Origin of the sequence: uncultured Algibacter sp. (genome assembly GCF_947495925.1) — a bacterium.
In the GTDB taxonomy this organism is placed as follows: domain Bacteria; phylum Bacteroidota; class Bacteroidia; order Flavobacteriales; family Flavobacteriaceae; genus Algibacter_E.
On the sequence record NZ_CANMAU010000001.1, the window covers coordinates 89,158 to 110,994 of the forward strand.

A 21,837-nucleotide genomic window follows, 5' to 3' on the forward strand; every position below is an offset into this window, starting at 1 on the left:
TAAAAATTCAAAATAAATCCACATTTATGTTAATAAAGCCTTAAAATGGTTAAAAACTTTCCACATAGTGCAATACAACAACATTTTTATTACTTAATTTTGCGAATTACTTAATAAAAAAAATGCTAATGAATACAAATGCTTTTGCACTGCGTCACATAGGCCCAAAGGAAGAAGATCAAAACCTTATGTTAAATGCCCTAGGCCTTGACTCATTAGATCAATTAATTTATGAAACTATTCCTGATGATATTAAATTAAAGTCTGCCCTTAACTTAGACGAACCTATGACAGAGCATGAGTATTTATTACATATTCATGATCTATCTAAACTCAATAAAGCGCGCAAAACATATATAGGCTTAGGTTATCACCCAACGGTTATGCCAGCAGTAATCCAACGCAATATACTAGAAAACCCAGGTTGGTATACAGCCTACACGCCTTATCAAGCTGAAATAGCTCAAGGAAGACTAGAAGCTCTGTTAAATTTTCAAACTATGGTTATTGATTTAACAGGTATGGAAATTGCAAATGCATCTTTACTCGATGAAAGTACGGCAGCGGCTGAAGCTATGAGTTTATTATTTGCGGTTCGTGAAAGGGATCAAAAGAAAGCAGGGATAAATAAGTTTTTTGTTTCGAAAAATATTCTACCCCAAACACTTTCTTTACTTCAAACTAGAGCTATTCCAATAGGAATTGAATTGGTAATTGGAAACGAAGATACTTTTGATTTTTCCTCTGATTTCTTTGGAGCCATATTACAGTATCCTGGTAAAAATGGACAGATTACAGATATCAAATTATTTATTAATCAAGCCAATAATGCCCGAATTAAAGTTGCTGTAGCGGCTGACATTCTTAGTTTAGTAAAACTAGAGGCCCCAGGCCATTTTGGAGCTGATGTGGTAGTAGGCACCACTCAACGTTTTGGCATCCCTATGGGATATGGAGGACCTCATGCTGCGTATTTTGCAACTAAAGAAGCTTATAAGCGGGACTTACCTGGACGTATAATCGGGGTAACTAAAGATGCTAATGGTAATCGTGCTCTGCGAATGGCTTTACAAACCAGAGAGCAACATATTAAAAGAGCTAAAGCCACTTCAAACATTTGTACAGCTCAAGTACTTTTAGCTGTTATGGCAAGCATGTACGCCGTTTATCATGGTCCTAAAGGATTAGAGTTCATTGCAAATAAAATCCATAATAAGGCAGTCACATTAGCCAATGCTTTAGAGGCGTTGGGTTACAACCAAATGAATGACTCTTATTTTGATACCTTAAGAATAAAAACAAAAACTAAAAAAATAAAAAGAATAGCCTCTGAGAAAAAGGTTAACCTTTATTACCCAAGTAAAAATACTGTTGCTATCTCAATTAACGAAACCACGTCCATAAGAGATATTAACTACTTAATCTCTGTTTTTGCGGAAGCGGCTGGGAAAGAAACAATTGTAATCTCTTCGACTGAGCATCACAACAATATTTCAGATTCTCTGAAGAGAACTTCTGAATTTTTAACAGAGCCCGTTTTTAATACACACCATTCTGAAACAGAATTAATGCGCTATATTAAACTTTTAGAACGTAAAGATTTAGCATTAAATCATTCTATGATTTCTCTTGGATCTTGTACCATGAAATTAAATGCAGCGTCAGAAATGCTTCCTTTAAGTTGGTTTAAATGGGGAAATATCCATCCATTTGCACCATTAAAACAAGCTAAAGGGTATTTAACAATCTTAAAGGAGCTTGAAGATCAATTAACCGAAATTACGGGTTTTGCAGCTACTTCATTACAGCCCAATTCTGGTGCTCAAGGTGAATTTGCTGGACTAATGGTTATAAAGGCCTACCATGAGTCTAGAGGTGACCATCATAGAAATATATGTTTAATCCCTTCTTCTGCTCATGGAACAAATCCTGCCAGTGCTGTTATGGCAGGAATGAAGGTTGTTGTAACTAAATCCACTGCCCAGGGAAATATTGATGTTGATGATTTAAGAGAAAAAGCAGAATTACATGCAGAAAATTTATCTGCTTTAATGGTAACCTACCCTTCTACACACGGTGTTTATGAATCTGCAATTAAAGAAGTCACTAAAATCATTCACGATAATGGTGGGCAAGTTTATATGGATGGTGCTAATATGAACGCTCAAGTAGGATTAACCAATCCAGGAAATATTGGAGCAGATGTTTGCCACTTAAACCTGCATAAAACTTTTGCCATTCCTCATGGAGGAGGTGGTCCTGGTGTTGGTCCTATCTGCGTTGCTAAACAATTAGTCCCGTTTTTACCTGGAAACCCTATTATTAAAACTGGAGGAGACCAAGCGATTACAGCTATTTCAGCAGCACCTTTTGGTTCTGCACTAGCCTGTTTAATTTCCTATGGCTATATAAAAATGCTTGGTACAGAGGGACTCACTAAATCCACAAAAATAGCTATATTAAATGCTAATTATATTAAACATCGCTTAGAGGGAAGTTTTGATACATTGTATTCTGGTGAACGTGGTCGTGCTGCACATGAAATGATAGTAGATTGCAGGCCTTTCAAAGCTAACGGCATTGAAGTTACCGATATTGCGAAACGACTTATGGATTATGGCTTTCATGCGCCAACAGTATCGTTTCCAGTTGCTGGAACTTTAATGATTGAACCTACAGAAAGTGAAAGTAAAGCGGAGATTGACAGGTTCTGCGATGCAATGATTTCAATTAAAAAAGAAATTGATGCTGTTTCAAAGGACGATTCAAATAACGTTTTAAAAAATGCACCGCATACTTTAGCAATGATTACTGCTGATGAATGGCTTTTACCGTATTCGCGTAAGGTAGCGGCCTTCCCTTTGGATTATGTTCGTGAAAATAAATTTTGGCCTAGTGTAAGACGTGTAGATGACGCATACGGTGATCGAAATTTAATATGTTCATGTACTCCTATTGAAGCTTACGCCGAGGCTTAAAAATAGTAGTTGAACATCGTAAAATGAAACTAAATAGATTTTAGCTTTGATTTAAAGATTTTATATTGCTTGTAACCTAATCAATAAAGGCATTTTTTTATTTATGAATATAAAAATAACAGGGACAGGAAGCTACATTCCTTCTGAAATTGAGAAAAATGAAGATTTTCATAATCATGAATTTTTAAATAGCGATGGCTCAACGATTAACGCACCTGCAGAAGTTATTGTCAAAAAATTTAAAGCCATTACAGGAATAGCTGAAAGACGTTATGCAAAAAATCATCTTACTACTTCAGACATAGCTTCCTTTGCTGCTGAAAAAGCCATTGAAAAAGCCAATATAAATCGCGAAGATTTAGATTATATTATTGTTGCGCATAATTACGGAGACGTAAGACATGAGAGCAAACAAAGTGATACCGTACCTAGTATTGCATCAAGAGTAAAACACCTTTTGCAAATTAAAAACCCAAAATGCGTTGGCTATGACGTTCTTTTTGGTTGCCCCGGGTGGATAGAAGGTGTTATTCAAGCTAATGCATTTATAAAATCGGGCATAGCCAAGAAATGCTTAGTTATAGGTGCAGAAACGCTTTCTCGCGTAATTGATCCGCATGACAGAGATTCCATGATATATAGTGATGGAGCTGGAGCCGTAGTTCTTGAATCTACAAATGATGAAGGGGGTATCATAACACATGATTCAGCGACTTTTGCATTAGACGAAGCACATTTTATATACTTCGGCGAAACGAATAATTCAGACATAAAAGAAGACAGAAGATACATTAAAATGTATGGTCGTAAAATTTACGAATTCGCCCTTACAAATGTGCCAATGGCAATGAAATCTTGTTTAGATTCTAGTGGATATCACATTAAGGATGTAAAGAAAATACTTATTCATCAGGCGAATGAGAAAATGGACGAGGCTATTGTGAAACGTTTTTATGAACTTTTCAATCAAGAACCTCCAGAAGGTATTATGCCTATGTCTATTGGGAAACTAGGGAATTCTAGTGTTGCTACAGTCCCGACTTTATACGATATGATTTTAAACAATTCCCTTGAAAATCAAGAAATAAATAAAGGGGACATTATCATTTTTGCTAGTGTAGGTGCTGGCATGAATATTAATGCTTTTATTTATAAGCAGTAATCCATGTACGAAAAAACATTTCCCAATAAACGCTTTAATCATACCTTAGAGTTTTTAGAAAAGCATGTTTCACATGAAAAACCCATATTAGACTTAGGAGTTGTAAATCCGTTTACGAAAATTATGCTAGAGCAAGGCTATAAGGTTGAAAACACCAAAGGAGAAGATTTAGATACAGACGTATCGACTATTCAAAACTCGAAGGCGCAGGTAGTTACTGCTTTTGAGATTTTTGAACATTTACTATCTCCTTTTACTGTTTTAAAATCCATTAAAGCAGATAAATTAGTAGCTAGCGTACCTCTTAAACTCTGGTTTTCAAAAGCCTACAGGAGCAATACTGATATGCTAGACAGACATTATCATGAATTTGAAGATTGGCAATTTGATTGGCTATTAGAGAAGGCTGGCTGGAAAATCATTGATTGCCAAAAATGGACTAACCCAACAAAAAAAATAGGTATTCGTCCTATTTTGCGTTGGTTTACCCCTAGATACTACATAGTATACGCAGAAAGAGTTTAACTTTGAATATTAACTTCTTTTTACTTTGAACTTCTATATTGTCATTCCCGCGCATAACGAATCTGATTCCATAGGGTTGACTCTTTACTCTTTAGTCAATCAAAACCTTCTACCAAAAAAGGTGGTTATTGTGGATGATAATTCAACAGATAACACATCTGCAATTGTTAATAGTTATGCTGAGAAGTATGATTTTATTCATTTAATAAATCTAAAATCTTCTGATGAGCACCTCCCAGGTTCAAAAATCATAAATGCTTTTTACAAGGGTTTTGAAACCTTAGACTCGAACTATGACGTGATCTGTAAGTTCGATGCCGATTTAATCTTTCCTAATGATTATCTAGAATGTTTATCTAATCATTTTGGTAAAAACGAAAAACTTGGTTTGGCTGCTGGCTTTTGTTATATTGAAAAAAACGACCATTGGATATTAGAGAATTTAACACGGAAAGACCATATTCGAGGGGCACTTAAGGCTTATAAAAAAGAATGCTTTCTTGAAATTGGTAAACTTAAAACCTCAATGGGTTGGGACACAGTAGATGAACTTCTTGCCAAATACAATGGATGGGATATTCTTACCGATGAATCTTTACATGTAAAGCACCTCAAACCAACAGGTATTAGTTATAATAAAGCATCTAAACATTTACAGGGAGAAGCCATGTACAAAATGCGCTATGGATTTAAAATAACCTTGATTTCAGCATTAAAATTAGCTTACAAAAAAAAGAGTTTTAATCAGTTTAAAAACTATATGTCTGGGTACTTCAAAGCAAAAAAAGATCATCTTCCTTTTTTAGTTTCCAAAGCCGAAGGAGAATTTATCAGAAACCTACGCTGGAAAGGTATATTGGGTAAATTTAAAGCTTAAATCCTTTATTAAATTTAACTATCCTTTATTAAAATTCCAATCTTTGTAATCAATAGAAGCTTCTAATACATTCTCAAGTCCATCTTCTAATTCAGGAAAAAAGTCTATACCTGTTATTTTTTCTATATCATCAACACTCACGACAAATTCGTAAAGCGGTTTATTTGAATTTTCGTGAGGCATTAAAAAAGCAATTATCTTTATACGACCAGAATTATTGTCTAGAATAATTTTGTAAAAAGAATTTGGAACAGACACGTGTTCATCACCAATACTATCCATTTCACCAGCTAACACACCACCTGTAATAATAAATACTCCATCATATTTTCTGGCCCAGTAACGTACTTTTTGTTCTAAAGTGTTCCATATACCCGCATTAAACTGATGCTCTTGAGGTGAAATATTACTCGTTAAAAACGTTTCATCGTGTGCTTCCTTGGTGTATTTCCTGTCTCCTGCAGGACATAAATGCCCGCGATCAAATCCAGAGTTTTTATAATTGCGCCAATGTGCAGCTCCGGTTTCAACAGCATGATCAATTTCAAAATAGGGTCTTTTATGGTTGATATTTGAAAGATGCGATTTCTTTAGCTCATAAGCTACCCATTCTGCCTGCTCATGAGTTTCACTATAAGATAACGAATATCCTTCATGATGAACGACATACCCGGTTGTAGTAGATGGCAAAAAGTATTTGTTCGTATTTTTCTTAACCTCCCTTCCGGTTTCAACAACTTCTGCTTTTATTTCTTCATCTAAAATATACTCATAAAAATAAACACCAAAAAGAATGAGTCCCCCAGCAATATAATATAATGTTCGCTTTTTCATATTAATCAAATACAAACTCTAAAGGTTTCCCAGTTGAAACATTAGGGAAGCTAATTCCTAATAAAGCAGACATAGTTGGTGCAATATCCGTAATTACTGTTTTTTGAAAAGTCTGACCATGCTTAATGCCTTTACCAAAAAACAAAAGCGGAACATGGGTATCATAATTGAACCCTGAACCATGGGTGGTCCCAGTTTTCCTATAAAAAATGTACCCTGGAAAAGGAATCGTTAGTATATCACCTGAACGCTTTTGATTATATCCATTTTGCAATAGATGTTCAACACCTGCAGGAAAAGAATTATTACTAAGTGCAGTTGCCGTATAAGCTTTATATATCTCTTTATAACTAATAATTTCGTTTACTATTTCTTGCTGAACAGTGGACAATTCTAACCCCTTATCTCTAATCTTTGTTCTATTCAAAAATATTTGGTCATTACTAATGTTTTTTATCAGATCTGTAGCTTTAAACTTTTCTAAAATGAAAGCATTTAACTTTTCTTTGAATTCTTTATATTTTATGTACCCTGAAGGAATCTTTAAGCTTTGCAAATAATGAGGCACATCCACTACGCCATGATCAGCTGTCAAAAAAACGGTATAATCTCCTTTACCAACTTTCATGTCAAGAACATTAAACAATCGTTCTAAATCCTTATCTAATCTAATATAAACATCTTCAATTTCTTTGGAATTAACCCCAAAGTCGTGTCCAACTTTATCTGTACTAGAGTAGCTAATCGTCAAAATATCAGTTATATCATCTTTCCCTAATTCTTCTCCATCAATAGCTGCTAAACTAAAATCTGTTGTCAAATTATTACCATAAGGCGAATCCGCAATAATTTTAAAATTGCCATTAGACTCTTTAAGTTCATTTAAATCGTAAGGAAATATAGGTTGATTTTTACCCTTAAAAACTCGTTCATAGTTATTTTCATCACTACCACTTTCTGTGTATGTGTTTATGTCATAAAATGTATCCCAAACTTTAAAATAAGACTCTGCAGCATCTGAAGAATTGAAATCTTGGACCCATTGAGGCAGTTTATTCATATAAAAAGTACTACTAATCCAGTTCCCTTTTCCGTTATGCTCATAATCAAACCAATATGCCCCATTTGCCGTATGTCCTGCAGGTAAAATAGCTCCTCTGTGTTTAATGGAAATACCTATGGTTTTACCTCTCATTTGAGTAAATAGTCTATTTTCATCTGGGAAAGTTGTGGCAACCATTCTTACTGGTGACTTTTTTCCATCAATACTCGTTGTACCTAATGGATCTACAGTATTATCTTCTACGCAGTTAACGGATCTATTCAATACTTTATCAAACCAATCATTTGCTATAACACCATGATTTTTAGGTGTAGTTCCTGTAAAAACAGAAGCATGTCCAGGCCCTGTGTAAGTAGGGATATAGTTAAAATGATTGTTTTTACAATTAAATCCCTCAGAAATCATACGCTTAAACCCTCCCTCTCCATATTTATTAATAAACCGTGTTAAATAATCATAACGCATCTGGTCAACAACAATCCCAACAACAAGTTTTGGTCTTTTATTTAACTCACTCCTACGTTGAGCAAAACTTGCATTTACAAGTAAAAAAATGAATAAAGCGTAAAGAATATATTTCATTTTACCAATTGATTTATATGCTTCAAAAATACATATATAATACCATCATAATTGAAAATTAAAGTTAAATACCTCCAAGTTTTTTTTACTTTAGCAACATTAATATTTGTCTATGACATACCTAAGTAATATTGGAGCCTATTTTTTAATGATTGCCGAAATGTTTCGCAAACCAACGAAATGGTCCGTCATGAAGCAACTCATCTTAAAAGATATTGATGACTTAATTATTGGTTCCCTTGGTATTGTTTCATTTATTTCATTTTTTGTTGGAGGTGTTGTTACTATTCAAACCGCTTTAAATGTAGACAGTCCTTTAATTCCGAAATACCTGGTAGGATTTGCTACAAGACAATCTATAGTTTTAGAGTTCGCTCCAACTTTTATGTCTATAATTATGGCAGGTAAGGTGGGATCTTTTATAACATCAAGTATTGGTACCATGCGTGTTACGGAGCAGATTGATGCTTTGGAAGTCATGGGAATTAACTCATTAAATTATTTAGTATTCCCAAAGTTTATTGCTCTTATGCTATATCCTTTTGTAATATCAATAGCCATGTTTTTAGGAATTCTAGGTGGTATGGCAGCCTGTGTTTATGGTGGGTTTAGTTCCCTTGAAGATTATATTGTAGGCATTCAAACTGATTTTATTCCGTTCCATATAACGTATGCCTTTATTAAAACTATAGTTTTTGCATTTCTTTTAGCCACGATTCCATCCTTTCATGGATATTATATGAAAGGGGGAGCTCTTGAGGTGGGAAAAGCGAGTACCACATCATTTGTTTGGACTAGTGTTTTAATTATTCTTTTAAATTATTTGCTAACTCAAATGTTATTAAGCTAATGATTGAAGTTAAAAATTTACAAAAATCATTTGGAGAATCTCATATTTTAAAGGGAATCACGACATCTTTTAATAAGGGTAAAACAAATCTTATTATTGGACAAAGCGGATCTGGTAAAACCGTTTTTTTAAAATGCTTACTAGGGCTTTTTGATTATGAATCGGGTTCAATTTCTTATGATGGAAAAATATTTTCTCAGCTTTCTGAGGATGAAAAAAGAAATTTACGCGCAGAAATTGGCATGGTTTTTCAAGGTAGTGCTTTATTTGATTCCATGACTATTGCTGAAAATGTTATGTTTCCTCTCCGTATGTTTACCAAGCAAAGTAAAAGTGAAATGTCTGAGCGAGTCGATTTTGTTTTAAATCGTGTAAATCTAGAAAATGCGCATGATAAAATGCCCAGTGAAGCTTCAGGAGGAATGCAAAAACGTGTTGCCATTGCTCGTGCTATAGTAAACAATCCTAAATATTTATTTTGTGACGAACCAAATTCTGGTCTAGATCCAAAAACAGCTATTGTAATTGATAATTTAATTCAAGAAATTACCGAGGAATATCAGATAACTACAGTGATTAACTCACATGATATGAATTCGGTGATGGAGATAGGAGAAAAAATAGTTTTTCTTAAAGATGGTCTTAAAGCCTGGGAGGGCTCAAATAAAACAATTTTTAAAACAGATAATGAAGTCGTTACAGATTTTGTTTATTCTTCAAATCTTTTCAAGAAAGTGCGTAAAATGTATTTAGAAGAAAACGGGTAAAAGCCGAATTGTTTCTTTTATAGATAAGTTGAAAATGCGCCATAACAATTTGGCGTTTATTCAATTTATCATTTAAAATATGTCCGGTTTTTAAAATGAATTAATTGAATTATCCTCAGATTTTTTACGGTTGTAAAGCTTGCCCACATAAATAGCTACTCCACCCCAAATAGCCGCTACAGTAGCCCCAATAATTCCAACAGCAGTGAGACCTAAACCAATTCCTTCGGTTAAACCTGTAAAAATCCAAGCAGTAAGCGTATCACCTCCTCTATAAACAACCACATCAATAACGGGTTTTGCTTTAAACCTCGTCTCTTTATCAACCTCTGTAAAAAGCATTTCTCGCCCTGGTTTTGTAATCGCGTAATTGCCCGCCCTTCGACTAACCTGAAGGGCTAATAATACTAATAGTATTGGAGCAAAAGCCAAAACTAGCAAGCCTATACAAATAATTAAAGGCATTAAAGCTAGGGTATAACCCATACCTAGCTTTTTAACAATTCTCGATGTAGCAAAAAAAGCAATGCAAAATGTTAAGACATTTACAATCCAATCTATGCTTCCTAAAATTTGAGTTCGAGTTGCCCGATCATATTCTGAAAGCAAATTCTTTTGTTCAAAATACACAAACGTACTTATCATTGTATAAAGGAGAATAAATATGCCTATAGCAAGAAGATAAGGGTTGGTGATGAAGGCCTTAAATCCAGCGAACGGATTACCACCTATTTTAAACTTACTGATATCTATATTCGCATCCAGATGCTTCAATTCCCTCTCCTTAAGCTTTGAAAGATGTAATATTATAGGAACAGGAATTATAAGTAGCACTGATGCTACCAAAACTAGGCTGTCTGTCCCAGAAATCCCCGCAAATAACGCTGGAACTAAAGGGCCTATTAAAGCACCTGCACTTGCACCCGTTGCAATAGTAGCAAAAAGACGCCTCGCTTGATCTTTATTAAATAAATCGGACATAAAGCTCCAAAACACAGAAAGGTGAAACATCCCAAATACACTTATCCAAATGTAAAAGGATTTGTCTATAAGTATTCTATCTGAAACCGTTTTCATGAAGACATAGAAAAGAACAAAGGATACTGCAAAAAACATATAAACACTTGGTACCAAAAGCTTAAATTTAATTCTAGAAACGGCAATACCATAGAGTGCCACAACTCCAGTACTTATGAAAAAATTAAGTGTCCATAATTGACTAACTTCAGAATCTGACCAATCGCTTGCCATAGCATCTCTTACGGGTCTAAGAATATAATAGGCTATCATTAAAACAAATACAAACAAAAATGATAAGGTTGTAGACTTAATTTCATGAGCTTCAATTTCTGTAGCTCTTTTTAACAACTTTTCTATCATTTTTCTAAAATTTAGACTTATTATAAATGGCAATTTTTAATGCACATTAAAAACCTACCATAAAAGTTTAGATCTGTTTAAATGTGATTTATACTATTTACCATGGCATAACCTTGCCGTCATTATTTATAAAAGTACCGCTATCCTTAATAGTAAGCTTTGAAATTGTTTCAGACATAATAGCTATAGCTTCTGTTACTGATAACTTTCCATTTGGGTTCATATCTGTCAACACACCTCCTGGGTTTATTGATACAACAATAATTTTACGATCTTCCAACCTTGCAGATAAATTTCTAGTTAACATATTTAAACCCGCTTTGCTTATACGGTAAGCATCTAAAGGACTACTTCTTTTTTGGTATGTAATGCTACCTGCTCCTGATGACAACTGTATTAACTTAGCCCCATCTTTTAAATAAGGTGCAATTGCCTGTGCAAATAATGCGGCTCCCATTGTGTTTACTCTAAAATTAGTTTCAATACCTTTTGCTGTCCAATTACCAAAATCTTCTTCAATGGTTACACCGGCATTACTAATAGCTACATCAATTTTGATATCTTCAGCCTTTAGTTTAGTAGCTAAGCTCTTCATATCAAATTCGCTTGTTACATCCAGTTTTTGTATTATTAGATGTTTCTTATATTCTTTCTTTAATTCAATGAGAGCCGTCGACTTCTCAGGTTTACGCGCGGTAGCAATAACTTGATAACCTTTTTTTAAAAAGTGTTTAACCCAGCCAAGACCCTGTCCTCTATTCGACCCGGTTATTATTGCCGTTTTAGCCCCTCTTTTAATTTCTACAGTTAACGGTTCTAACGTAGGATTTGCAAAAGCATTAAAAGTACTTAAGCACAAAATAATCGCTGTACTTATAAAAAAAGGCCTGTAGTTTTTGTAAATAAATTTTAACATAATGTTTTATTAAAATAGTTGATAACAATTAAATTTTACTTAATAACACCTATTAAGCTAAGGACAAATTAGCTAACTAAAAGCTTGTGATGATTACTCTAAAATTCTCAAACTTCAAGAAAGTTATTCTGGCTCTTCTAAAATAACCCCTTGTACATCTGAACTATAATCAACATAACTATGCCAAGGTCCGTTAAGCCATAACAATACTTTGTAACCTTCATCTGTCACAATAATGGGTCGAATATTTCGGTAATTAGAATTTGATGTAATAGCCTTCCATTTAATAGTATTTATATCGTCATTAGAGGTTATAGTAGCTTCATAAATTTCATGAACACCACCCAAATCTTCACCAGTAGAAGGGTTTACATCTGTAGAAATATAAACTTTTGTTGGATTATCTGGATCAAAAGCCATTAAGCCTGTATAACTACTCTCAACCTTGTATAAATATTTTCCAGCATAAGCTATCTCTCTATCGTTCCATTTTTCACCATCCCAAGATGCAATTCTGTATCTATGATCTTTATCATTTAAATATAGTGAATAACCAACATGAGGATTATCATTGGCGTCTTTTGCCATTGCACAGGTCCATGCACTATTAGGCACACTCTCATTTATGATAGACTTCTCTTTAGTACCACTTCCTGAATACAATTTTTCTCCTTCAGATGCCCTCAAAGACCCTTTTGAGATGTCTTTAATTTTGGTTCCATCTACCTTATAAAACGCATTATTCTTATACTCTACATAAAACAGATTATTTCCATAATTACGGGGGTGTCCATCAGTATAAGAAACCCCAATTGTGTTTTCATCTATTTGAGAGTATCGTGCATAAGGTCTTTGACGCCCTCCTATATCACTAGTAATGAAATGGGTAGAATTACCCCAGGTTTTACCATAATCTTCAGATGTTATAAATGAAGGATTAAACGTTAGACCGCTTCTAAAAAAATTATATAACCTATTTTCATTCTTCAAATAATAAAGATTAGTATAGGTCACTCCTCTTGTATCATTATATTCATGATGGTATTGTTTTGGTATTCCCCACTTTAAATAATCATTTGACGTTGAAATATTATAATGATGTATCTTTTCATCACCATGCTTTGCCCAAACTGCTAGTACACTTTTATCTGGTCTTTGATATAATGCGGGTACATCATGATCATCTCTTTGAAATTTTTCATGTAAAACTAAGGCACTATCATTCTTTTCATTTTCAAGGTCATAAACCCCCAAACGCACGTCTCCACTTTGTCCGCTTAATCCTGAAATAAGTAATTTCCCATTACTAATAATAGCACGAGGATCTTGATACCAGCACCAGCCACCATCTTTCATGAATGTTTGATGTTGCGTATCTCTTGCTAAAGGATAAAACTTATTAAGATATTTATAAAGTTCTGAGCCCGCTGCTAAAAACGCACCAATCCCGTAAACTTCTGAGTAGTCCTTAAAACTCAACCCTGGTGCTGCACCAATTGGTTGAACATAGCCTAGCATACCATCTTCATTAACACACTCTTCTAATGCTTTCCACGCTCTAAATAAAACAGGCTCATAAGTTTCTTTATCTAATAACCCATTATTTATACCCCAAGCAATTCCATAAGTGAAAAAAGAAGAGCCACTAGTTTCAATATTGGGGTATGTATTTAAATCACCTAATAATCCTGCTGACCAAGTACCATCTGGTCTTTGACTGCTTTTTATAGTTTCGGCAATTTGCTTAAAAATGGTTTCATAAAAAGGCTTATGCTCCCAATTTTTCGGCATATCAGGAATCATAAGTGCTAAACCTCCAAAAACCCATCCATTGCCCCTAGCCCAGAATAGTTTTTCACCATTTTTTTCTATTCTCTTAAGATAGGACTTATCCCTAAAAAATAAATGATTTTCTTCATCCCATAATTCATTATATGTTTTTAAATATTGAGTATGCATGTACTCCAAATAAATACTGTCTTTTGTTACTTTAGAAAGACCAGCCCAAACAGGTGGTGCCATAAAAAGAGCGTCACACCAATCCCAATGATAATTATCGGCTTTATCACTTTCTATTATAGAATCAAACCTATTTTCTATTGGTTTTATGGAGACAAATCTTCTCAATCTATGATGATTCTTGAGATTCAAATACAATTGTCCAACGGCATGATCATCTGCATGATACATACGCTTATAAAGTTTCCAATTATTTTTTTCACCTAAACTAGCAAGCCAATTAATATATTTGGGATAATGAGACACTTCACTCAACTGAAACATACCTACATAAAGGGCTGCATTAGTCCATTCTAATTCATGGTGCTTATCTCTGTTATGCCAACTTTTGCGTTCTTCCTTAACAGGCAACGCTCTATATTTACCCATTTCCTCAAAAGTATCTATTTGCCAATTAGCAACTTTCTCAGTAAGTTTCAGCACCTCTTTTGCCAATGGCGCCTTAATAGATTTTTCAGAAGTACAACTAATTAATGTACATTGACTTATTAAAAAAACAAATACTACAGTAGTTTTACTGAAATTCATAATTAAATATTAACATGCTTTAAACAATGTAAACCATCGTAAAGTTAGATTTTATTTTTCAGATAAAAAATTAACAAAACAGCTTTCTACCAAGGTAGTTCCTCTCCATTTTCAGACAAGAACTTTCCGTTATCTTTTAAGGTTAATTTCTCAATTACAATTCCAAGTTTAAAAATAGCTTCATCTATAGTTAATGTGGCCTCTTCACCACCCATATCCGTTTTTACCCAACCTGGGCTTAATGCTAAAACAATTATTTTTTTAGATTGAACCTTATTTGCTAACCGTCTACTGAAACTATTTAGAGCAGCTTTACTCATGGCATATGCATCTAGTCCTATTTCAGGATTTATATTAAGTGCTATTGATCCTAAACCAGAGGATATATTGATTAATTTCCCATGTGGTTTTATAAGTGGTAAAATTATTTGTGAAAAAAGAGCAACACCAATGGTATTCGTTTTAAAAATATCCTCAAAGGTATTAGAAGACCAACTTCCTAGATTTTGTTCAATACAGATACCAGCATTATTAATTACTATATCAAATTTTAAACTTTCAACCTTTTTAGAAAAATGAGTTAGAGAGGTTTCTTTAGAAACGTCTAATATTTCAATTTGTAAATTATCTTTATGTAATTTAAAAAGTGAATTTAGGTATAAACTTTTATCAATATTTCTTATACACGCTATGACTTGACACCCTTTATTAAGATAATAATTAACGAAGCCCAAACCTAAACCCCGATTTGCACCAGTAACCAAAATCTTAAGATCAAGTTCTTGAGATATCATACATTCGTTCTTCTAATTCAATCGATTTACAACTAAGGTATCTAAGTTTAGTTTTTGTTTAAATAGTTTTTCTAACACCTCAGTATTCTTCTTTCTTTCTTTCTCTTTTGTTTTAGACTTATCCCATTTCACATAAAAAACGGAGATTGTATCTTTTTTAGAAAAATTAGTAGAAACAACGTTGGCATATGAAATCTCTTCCAAGGTCTCATAAACAATTTTAACCTCTTTAGTCAGTTCATCAAATGACGAATAACTTTTATCTATTTTTGAAAGCCGTCTAACCTTTTTTTGCAAATAACTAATTTGCTGCGTCTGAGATAGCAAGTCCAAAGAATCACGTGTTCTTAACTCTTCCATATAACGCATATTATCAAGGTTCTTACTTTTATTTTGGTTGACAATTAATTCTGTATTATTTAGAGAACGATAGTCTTTTAGCCTACTTCTTAATAGACTAATTGAGGTCTCAGGAATTTCGTCTAAACCAAAAGTATTTAATTCTATGGTAGATATTTCATCATCGCCATAAATATAAGATGCGTTTTTTTTAATAAACTCAGAATGCGGTAATTCAGAAAGTTCTTTTTTTATAAAAGCTGCAGCATCTCTTTGAAAATTACTTTCATCTAAAACAATTAAAAAAGTCCAAATAGCAGGTATCATAACTACTATTGCCAAAATGGTTGCTACTCTCGAAATAAGTAAACGCTTTTTTGAATTTGCGTACTTACGCATTGGAAACCTAAGTAGTTTTAGTACCAAAAATGTGGCCAGGGCTATGAAAATTGTATTTATTGTAAACAAATACATAGCCTGTCCAAAATAAATAAAATTACCTTTTGCTAATCCATAACCGGCAGTACACAAAGGTGGCATCAATGCTGTCGCAATAGCAACTCCAAATATTACTGACGCAATAGTTCCTTTTTTAGTACGTGCAATTATTAAAGCTAAACCTCCAAAAAAGGCAATTAAAACATCTCGAATATCAGGTCTTACTCTACCTAAAAGTTCGGAAGTATCCTCGCTTAAAGGAAATAACCAAAAAAACATAAAGGCTGTTATTAAACTCAAAACTATCATAGTAGCTAAGTTTATTAAGGATTTTTTCAGTGTATCAATATCATTAATAGCTATTGAAAGGCCTACACCTAAAATTGGTCCCATCAATGGAGAGATTAACATTGCCCCAATTACAACCGCTGTAGAGTTAGCATTTAATCCTATGGAAGCCACAAATATTGAGCATACCAAAATCCAAGCAGTTGCCCCCTTAAAAGAAATATCTCCCTTTATCGCTTGAATTGTAGCATCCCTATCTGTATCATCTCTAAAATCTAATAGTTCCTTAAGAAATTGTACAACGCTCTGGAATAATCCATGAGCATCTTTTTGTACAGCTTTTTTAGAAGCTTCTACTGTTTTTGTTTTCCCAGATTCGGAAGACTCTTCCTCAGAAAAATTAAATTTACTTTCTTCATTCATAATTATTTATCCATACTGTTCTCCATATTTGTTCTTTACACTTTGAAGAACCTTTTTTATATCCTGCTCTTTGGTTTTAGGAAAGATAAGCAAAACTTCATCTTTATCCACAATTATATAATCTTTCAACCCATCTATAACAACAATCTTATCGTTTTTAGTTCGAATCATATTTCCCGATGAATCCTCCGCTAGAGTTCTAGCGTTTACTACTGCATTGTCAGTTTCATCTTTATCAAGTTTGTCATAAAGACTTCCCCAGGTCCCAAGGTCATTCCAATCGAATTCTGCTGTAATAACATAAACATTTTTAGAGGTTTCCATAATCGCATAATCAACCGAAATATTCTCAGCTTTAGGGTAATTCTCTTTGATAAATTCAGCTTCTAAACTAGTATTATATGAAGGTATTCCTAATTCAAAAAGCTCAAAGAGCTCTGGCTGATTCTTTTGAAAAGCATGAACAACACTTTTTACACTCCACATGAAAATCCCAGCATTCCATAAAAAATTACCTTGATTTATAAATTCTTTTGCGGTTTCATAATTTGGTTTTTCCCTAAACTGATTAACTGATTTTATATCTTTATTTGAAGACTTGTCAAACTCGATATAACCATACCCCGTATTTGGAAAGGTAGGCTGAATACCTAAAGTCATTAAAGCATCATTTTGAGAACAGAAATCGAAGGCTTGCTGTACATTTTTAGAGAAGGTTTGCTCGTCTTCAATCCAATGATCACTTGGTGCTACAATCATAACCGCATCTTCATTCTCTTTTTGAATTTTTAAAGACGCATATAAAATACATGGTGCTGTATTACGCATTGCAGGCTCTAAAACCACTTGTCTCTGAGTCACTTCGGGAAGTTGCTCTAAAACTAAATCATTATAACGCTCATTAGTTAAAATAAATATATTTTCTTTTGGAATGAGCTTAGATAATCGCTGAAATGTTTTTTGAATAAGAGTATCTCCAGTTCCCAGCATATCATGAAACTGTTTTGGAAAATCTTGTGTGCTTATTGGCCAAAACCTAGATCCTACTCCCCCAGCCATTAATATGGCATAATAATTTTTATTCATTTCGTTTATTTTACATCAATTCTACTTCTGCATTAGGATTAAATAAATACACTTTCCCAGAATTCAACTCAACGCACTCATATCGTTTTACTCGTTTTTTGCCCATTTTAAAGACCTTACCATTATATAATTTGAAATGGTTCCCTAACGGTACCTCAAAAATAAATGTTTTATCGTTAGGTTCATCAAATTGTTTCAAAGCTAAGGCTAGTTTAATATCTGTATCGCTACTTGCTTTGGGGTTCTTAAAATGACTGGCTAGTAGGGGCAATAATTCAATTGAGAATATATCGGGATTTAAAAAAGGTAGCATTAAACGTTGAAATGTGCGCTTCCATTCTATACCATGCGGTTTAATAAACTTTCCATAAACTTTATAAGCTTCGTAATGAGCCACCTCATGAATTAGTGTTATCAAAAACCTATATGGGTTTAAGTTAGAATTGATGGTTATTTGATGCTTCCCATTTGGCAAACGTATATAATCTCCATGACGAGTTTTCCGCTCTTTTTTAATTTTTATGGTTAGATTATCATCCTCCAAAAGTTTTAAAACTTGAGATAATGCGTTTTTTGGAATATAATCTTTGAGCCTAATGCACATGTTGAGCAAAAATAATAATTTAACTGGACTTAAGTTATGCGAATAATAGATGTTCCTACGCTATTTCAATATCCTTTATACCCCTTGGGTAAAAAGTTTTCATGCAAATTAATAAAATACAATAAGAGCGCTTCCTTGATATGGGAAAGAGCAAACTCTACTTGGGGTTTCGTCTCATCATATTCAAAATCAACCACTTTTTCTTTTGTACATGAGCTAAATAATAATAAAAAAACTGCCTCTCATAATTGTATTTGTAAGTTGATTTCTTAAATACAACAAAACTAATAGCTATTGAAATATGGAAAAGACGCTTTCTAGAAGTAAAACAAGATAATTAAAAGTCAATTTTTGATAATTATAAGTTTAGATACATTATCAACTTTTAATATGTAGACACCTGACCTTAAGTTTTGAGAAAATTCTATTCGATATTTCTCATTGAATGCATCTTTTTCAGGTATTGTCTTTTTAATAAACCTACCATTTAAGTCAAATATTTCCACAACGTTTATAACCTCACTGGTTTTTATAAAAACTTCCTGATTAATAACAGGGTTAGGAAATATATTAATGGAAGCATCTGATACTGATTCTTTTGAAAAATAAGGTAAAGCAAAATTATATGCATCAACCCCTATTTTCTCACCAATTATACGACCTGGTAGGTCATCTGCAGGCGGATGAATTCCTCCCCAGACTCTTGACAAACTAGTTTGATCGGAAGCGTCTCTGTAGGTGGCCCATTGTAAAGTTACATCCATAGACGGCCCTTTCTCAAACACCAAAAACTCATCCTTTTTAGCGACAAACTCTCCCATACCTCCAGGAAAAAACTCATCTCCTGTGATCAATGTCATAACTTCGGCTGCTGCCCTCGAAAAAGTTGAATGCCCCGATACATAGCCAGCAAAAGGTGGTGTTACAAAAGAGGGTCTTTGATAAGGCCACCATTTACTTGCCAAAATCCAGCCAACGCCAGCTACATCAGTCTCTGCTGAAGTTATAAAATCGTGCCCTTTCCAAGCATATAGCTTTATCTTTCCTACATTTTCGTTATCAATTCCACTTAAAGGGTCTCCTTCTTTAATTTGTTCTATAAATCCATCTATCAATGGAATGCCTCCAACATGAAAATTTGGCAAACCTTCATTAGTACTCTGTCCCAACTCGGCCATATATCTGATAGCCGAAATGGGTCTAACATAATCGTACCATCCCTTTATACTCCATGCAGCAATGGCCGCATCGTGCATTGCGCCACCTAAAATAAAATAAGACTTTACATCCCATTCTAATGAATCTAAAACCTCTCCATTACCGTTAAATTTCTTTTTAAATAGAGGGTGATCACTTACGTAATTAAGGATAGTAAACCAATGACCTGGTGGTGTTTCGGAATCAGGTCCATCTGCCCAAAACTCTGCCAAAACCCGAGCATAATCAGCTCTAGGAACCATTTGAATATCATATGGATTTCCAGTAATGGGATTCATTTCATGACCTTTACTAATGTCTCCTCCTTCTAATAAATTATAAAACTGATCGTAATCTGCAAATGATTCTGGTATAGAAGCTATATCAATATTACCTATAGATCTTGGAGAGATATCCCACATTACACCATCCTTTGGATCTAACTGAGAACTCCAAATAGAGACTAACGAAAAATTCCATTTATATATCTCATTTAAATTGGATGCCTCTGTAACATCCAATTGGGGAGGTGCTCCTGGATCTAGGTAAACATCATATGCCGTTTGCTCTCTTTCTAAAACCGTCTTGTCCTCTTGAGACAACGAAAAAGGAAATACACTTCCCCACTCGGCACCTAAAAATGCGGGAATAGAAGCCGTAATTTCGTTTCCACTTTGATCAATAAATGTCCTAAAACTTAAAGGTTGCCATCTATTGGGATCAACAATCTCGGTGTCTGTAGATTCAACCGTCAAGCGTAATGGTGGATTAACTGGAATATAGTACCTGTTATTATATAAAGAGGCTTCATTTGATTGATCTTCTTTTCCATAATCCAAAATAGTCTGAGCAATATAATTCCCTAAAGCCTCAGGACTTCCCGAAGAATAATCAACAGAAGAAAAGTTAATATCATAACCTAACTCATCCATTAATAAATCAAATTCTTGAAGACTCTCTTCAGCCCCTGGAGAATTTTTAAACCGTTCAGATAAAACCCTGTAGGCAGCGTAACTCAAAGTAGCTAACTGCGCTTCTTTTTTATCTTCTGTAGTTGAGAAAGGATTTAACACATTATTAATACCATTAAGTGTATTACCTATAAGGTATGGCTTTGCATTGTCATCATATAAAGCCCAACTATCATATAAAGCCACAGCTGTGTGAAATAGGTTTCTAGCGTGTACTGTGGGTCTAGCAAAATCATTGCGAATAGCCTCTAACAGAACTTCATTCCATAATCTTGCCACAGAATAGTTTCCAGGAGTATCCTTTACACCTTGAATAAAACTAGAATGATTATGATTAAACGTACTATTATCATAACGTTTTGTTTTATTCTTCTTTTGAGCAATTAAGAAAGTGCTAAATAAAAAACAAATAAATAATGTTGAAATTGACCTCATGTGATTCTCGCCGTACATTTTTATCCAAGAATTTCTAAATATAATAAAAATCAACGTCTATAGCTTGAAGGATGAACATCATATCAAAACTTGACTAGAAGACACAGAAGTATGAACTTCTATGACTAGAAATAGAATTAAATATTAATCATTTGTAGCAATTCATTCATATGACTAAATGTTTTGCTAGCATGTTCTTTCAATTCGTCTTTATAATCATGTTCGGTATACCCATAAACATCAAAGCCTCCTCTTTTAGCTCCCATGACACCAGAAACGCTATCTTCAATTACTAAACATTCCTCTGGCTTAAATCCCATTGTTTTGGCAGCCCATAAATAAATATCTGGCTCTGGTTTCCACTTTTGTATTGCATAGCAACTAAAAATGTTACCCTCAAAAAAAGGCAGTAAACCAGTAACTTCTAGATTCAATCTAATTTTATTTTCGGGACCACTAGATGCCACACAAAATGGAATATCTAAACTCTCTAAAACATCTCTAATACCAGTAATGGGTTGGATTTTTTCTCGAAAAGCTTCGAACGTATTGATGCGATAATCTGATTCGAAATTAATTGGTAATGGCTCTCCTATTCGGGCTGAAATTAAATTCATACAAAGGTTTAGTGCCTTTCCCTTTAAGGTAATTAAAGATTCTTTAAAGTCCATATTAGCCCCTAAATCATTGGCCATATCCACTAAAACTCCTATTGCTATAGATTCGCTATCTATTAGTACGCCATCGCAATCAAATATGATGCATTTGTATTTTTTCATTA

17 protein-coding genes are annotated in these 21,837 nt (G+C 33.8%); 6 read left to right on the top strand and 11 right to left on the bottom strand.

The annotated features are described in order from the left end of the window. Positions 1-128: 128 nt before the first annotated feature. From gcvP to Q0857_RS00425, 4 genes are all read left to right on the top strand, one after another. Positions 129-2,978: an aminomethyl-transferring glycine dehydrogenase gene (gcvP, locus tag Q0857_RS00410; protein WP_298530554.1), complete on the top strand. Its 2,850-nt coding sequence runs from the start codon at positions 129-131 to the stop codon at positions 2,976-2,978. A gap of 103 nt (positions 2,979-3,081) precedes the next feature. Next, a complete protein-coding gene (locus Q0857_RS00415) occupies positions 3,082-4,140 on the top strand; it encodes a 3-oxoacyl-ACP synthase III family protein (protein ID WP_298530556.1) in 1,059 nt (352 codons plus the stop codon). Between the two features lie 3 nt (positions 4,141-4,143). Further along, on the top strand, positions 4,144-4,665 hold the full coding sequence (locus tag Q0857_RS00420) for a methyltransferase (RefSeq protein WP_298530559.1): 522 nt from the start codon (positions 4,144-4,146) through the stop codon (positions 4,663-4,665). Between the two features lie 25 nt (positions 4,666-4,690). Then, positions 4,691-5,542 carry a glycosyltransferase family 2 protein gene (locus tag Q0857_RS00425; RefSeq protein ID WP_298530562.1) on the top strand — a complete coding sequence of 284 codons (852 nt, stop codon included), beginning with the start codon at positions 4,691-4,693 and terminating at the stop codon, positions 5,540-5,542. Positions 5,543-5,560: 18 nt separating this feature from the next. On the opposite strand, the gene Q0857_RS00430 is transcribed toward Q0857_RS00425, so the two are convergent. Together Q0857_RS00430 and pafA are read right to left on the bottom strand one after the other, a co-directional pair. Further along, a complete protein-coding gene (locus tag Q0857_RS00430; RefSeq protein ID WP_298530565.1) occupies positions 5,561-6,376 on the bottom strand; it encodes a DNA/RNA non-specific endonuclease in 816 nt (271 codons plus the stop codon). Between the two features lies 1 nt (position 6,377). Continuing rightward, positions 6,378-8,021 carry an alkaline phosphatase PafA gene (gene pafA, locus Q0857_RS00435; RefSeq protein ID WP_298530568.1) on the bottom strand — a complete coding sequence of 548 codons (1,644 nt, stop codon included), beginning with the start codon at positions 8,019-8,021 and terminating at the stop codon, positions 6,378-6,380. Between the two features lie 112 nt (positions 8,022-8,133). Between pafA and Q0857_RS00440 the strand changes: the two genes are divergently transcribed. Both Q0857_RS00440 and Q0857_RS00445 read left to right on the top strand, forming a co-directional pair. Further along, positions 8,134-8,871 carry an ABC transporter permease gene (locus tag Q0857_RS00440; RefSeq protein ID WP_298530571.1) on the top strand — a complete coding sequence of 246 codons (738 nt, stop codon included), beginning with the start codon at positions 8,134-8,136 and terminating at the stop codon, positions 8,869-8,871. Then, positions 8,871-9,638, top strand: coding sequence for an ABC transporter ATP-binding protein (locus tag Q0857_RS00445; protein WP_298530574.1), 768 nt, complete (start codon positions 8,871-8,873; stop codon positions 9,636-9,638). Before Q0857_RS00440 ends, Q0857_RS00445 begins: the two co-directional genes overlap by 1 nt. A 90-nt stretch (positions 9,639-9,728) precedes the next feature. Here Q0857_RS00445 and Q0857_RS00450 read toward each other — a convergent pair whose 3' ends face one another. From Q0857_RS00450 to Q0857_RS00490, 9 genes are all read right to left on the bottom strand, one after another. Further along, positions 9,729-11,018, bottom strand: coding sequence for an NTP/NDP exchange transporter (locus Q0857_RS00450; protein WP_298530577.1), 1,290 nt, complete (start codon positions 11,016-11,018; stop codon positions 9,729-9,731). A 97-nt stretch (positions 11,019-11,115) separates the two neighbouring features. Beyond that, positions 11,116-11,934, bottom strand: a complete 819-nt coding sequence (locus Q0857_RS00455) for an SDR family oxidoreductase (RefSeq protein ID WP_298530580.1) — start codon at positions 11,932-11,934, stop codon at positions 11,116-11,118. A gap of 123 nt (positions 11,935-12,057) precedes the next feature. After that, positions 12,058-14,481 carry a glycoside hydrolase family 88 protein gene (locus Q0857_RS00460; RefSeq protein WP_298530582.1) on the bottom strand — a complete coding sequence of 808 codons (2,424 nt, stop codon included), beginning with the start codon at positions 14,479-14,481 and terminating at the stop codon, positions 12,058-12,060. An 86-nt stretch (positions 14,482-14,567) separates the two neighbouring features. Then, positions 14,568-15,275 (bottom strand): SDR family oxidoreductase, encoded by a 708-nt coding sequence (locus tag Q0857_RS00465; protein WP_298530585.1) that lies wholly within the window; start codon positions 15,273-15,275, stop codon positions 14,568-14,570. A gap of 12 nt (positions 15,276-15,287) precedes the next feature. After that, on the bottom strand, positions 15,288-16,763 hold the full coding sequence (locus Q0857_RS00470; RefSeq protein ID WP_298530587.1) for a DUF389 domain-containing protein: 1,476 nt from the start codon (positions 16,761-16,763) through the stop codon (positions 15,288-15,290). 6 nt (positions 16,764-16,769) lie between these two features. Continuing rightward, complete coding sequence (locus tag Q0857_RS00475; protein WP_298530590.1) at positions 16,770-17,849, bottom strand: mannose-1-phosphate guanylyltransferase; 1,080 nt, start codon at positions 17,847-17,849, stop codon at positions 16,770-16,772. Positions 17,850-17,859: 10 nt separating this feature from the next. Beyond that, positions 17,860-18,453, bottom strand: coding sequence for a SprT-like domain-containing protein (locus Q0857_RS00480; RefSeq protein WP_298530593.1), 594 nt, complete (start codon positions 18,451-18,453; stop codon positions 17,860-17,862). 344 nt (positions 18,454-18,797) lie between these two features. Continuing rightward, positions 18,798-21,056, bottom strand: a complete 2,259-nt coding sequence (locus tag Q0857_RS00485) for a DUF6851 domain-containing protein (RefSeq protein WP_298530596.1) — start codon at positions 21,054-21,056, stop codon at positions 18,798-18,800. Between the two features lie 137 nt (positions 21,057-21,193). Then, positions 21,194-21,835: an HAD family phosphatase gene (locus Q0857_RS00490; RefSeq protein ID WP_298530600.1), complete on the bottom strand. Its 642-nt coding sequence runs from the start codon at positions 21,833-21,835 to the stop codon at positions 21,194-21,196. Between the last annotated feature and the right edge of the window lie 2 nt (positions 21,836-21,837).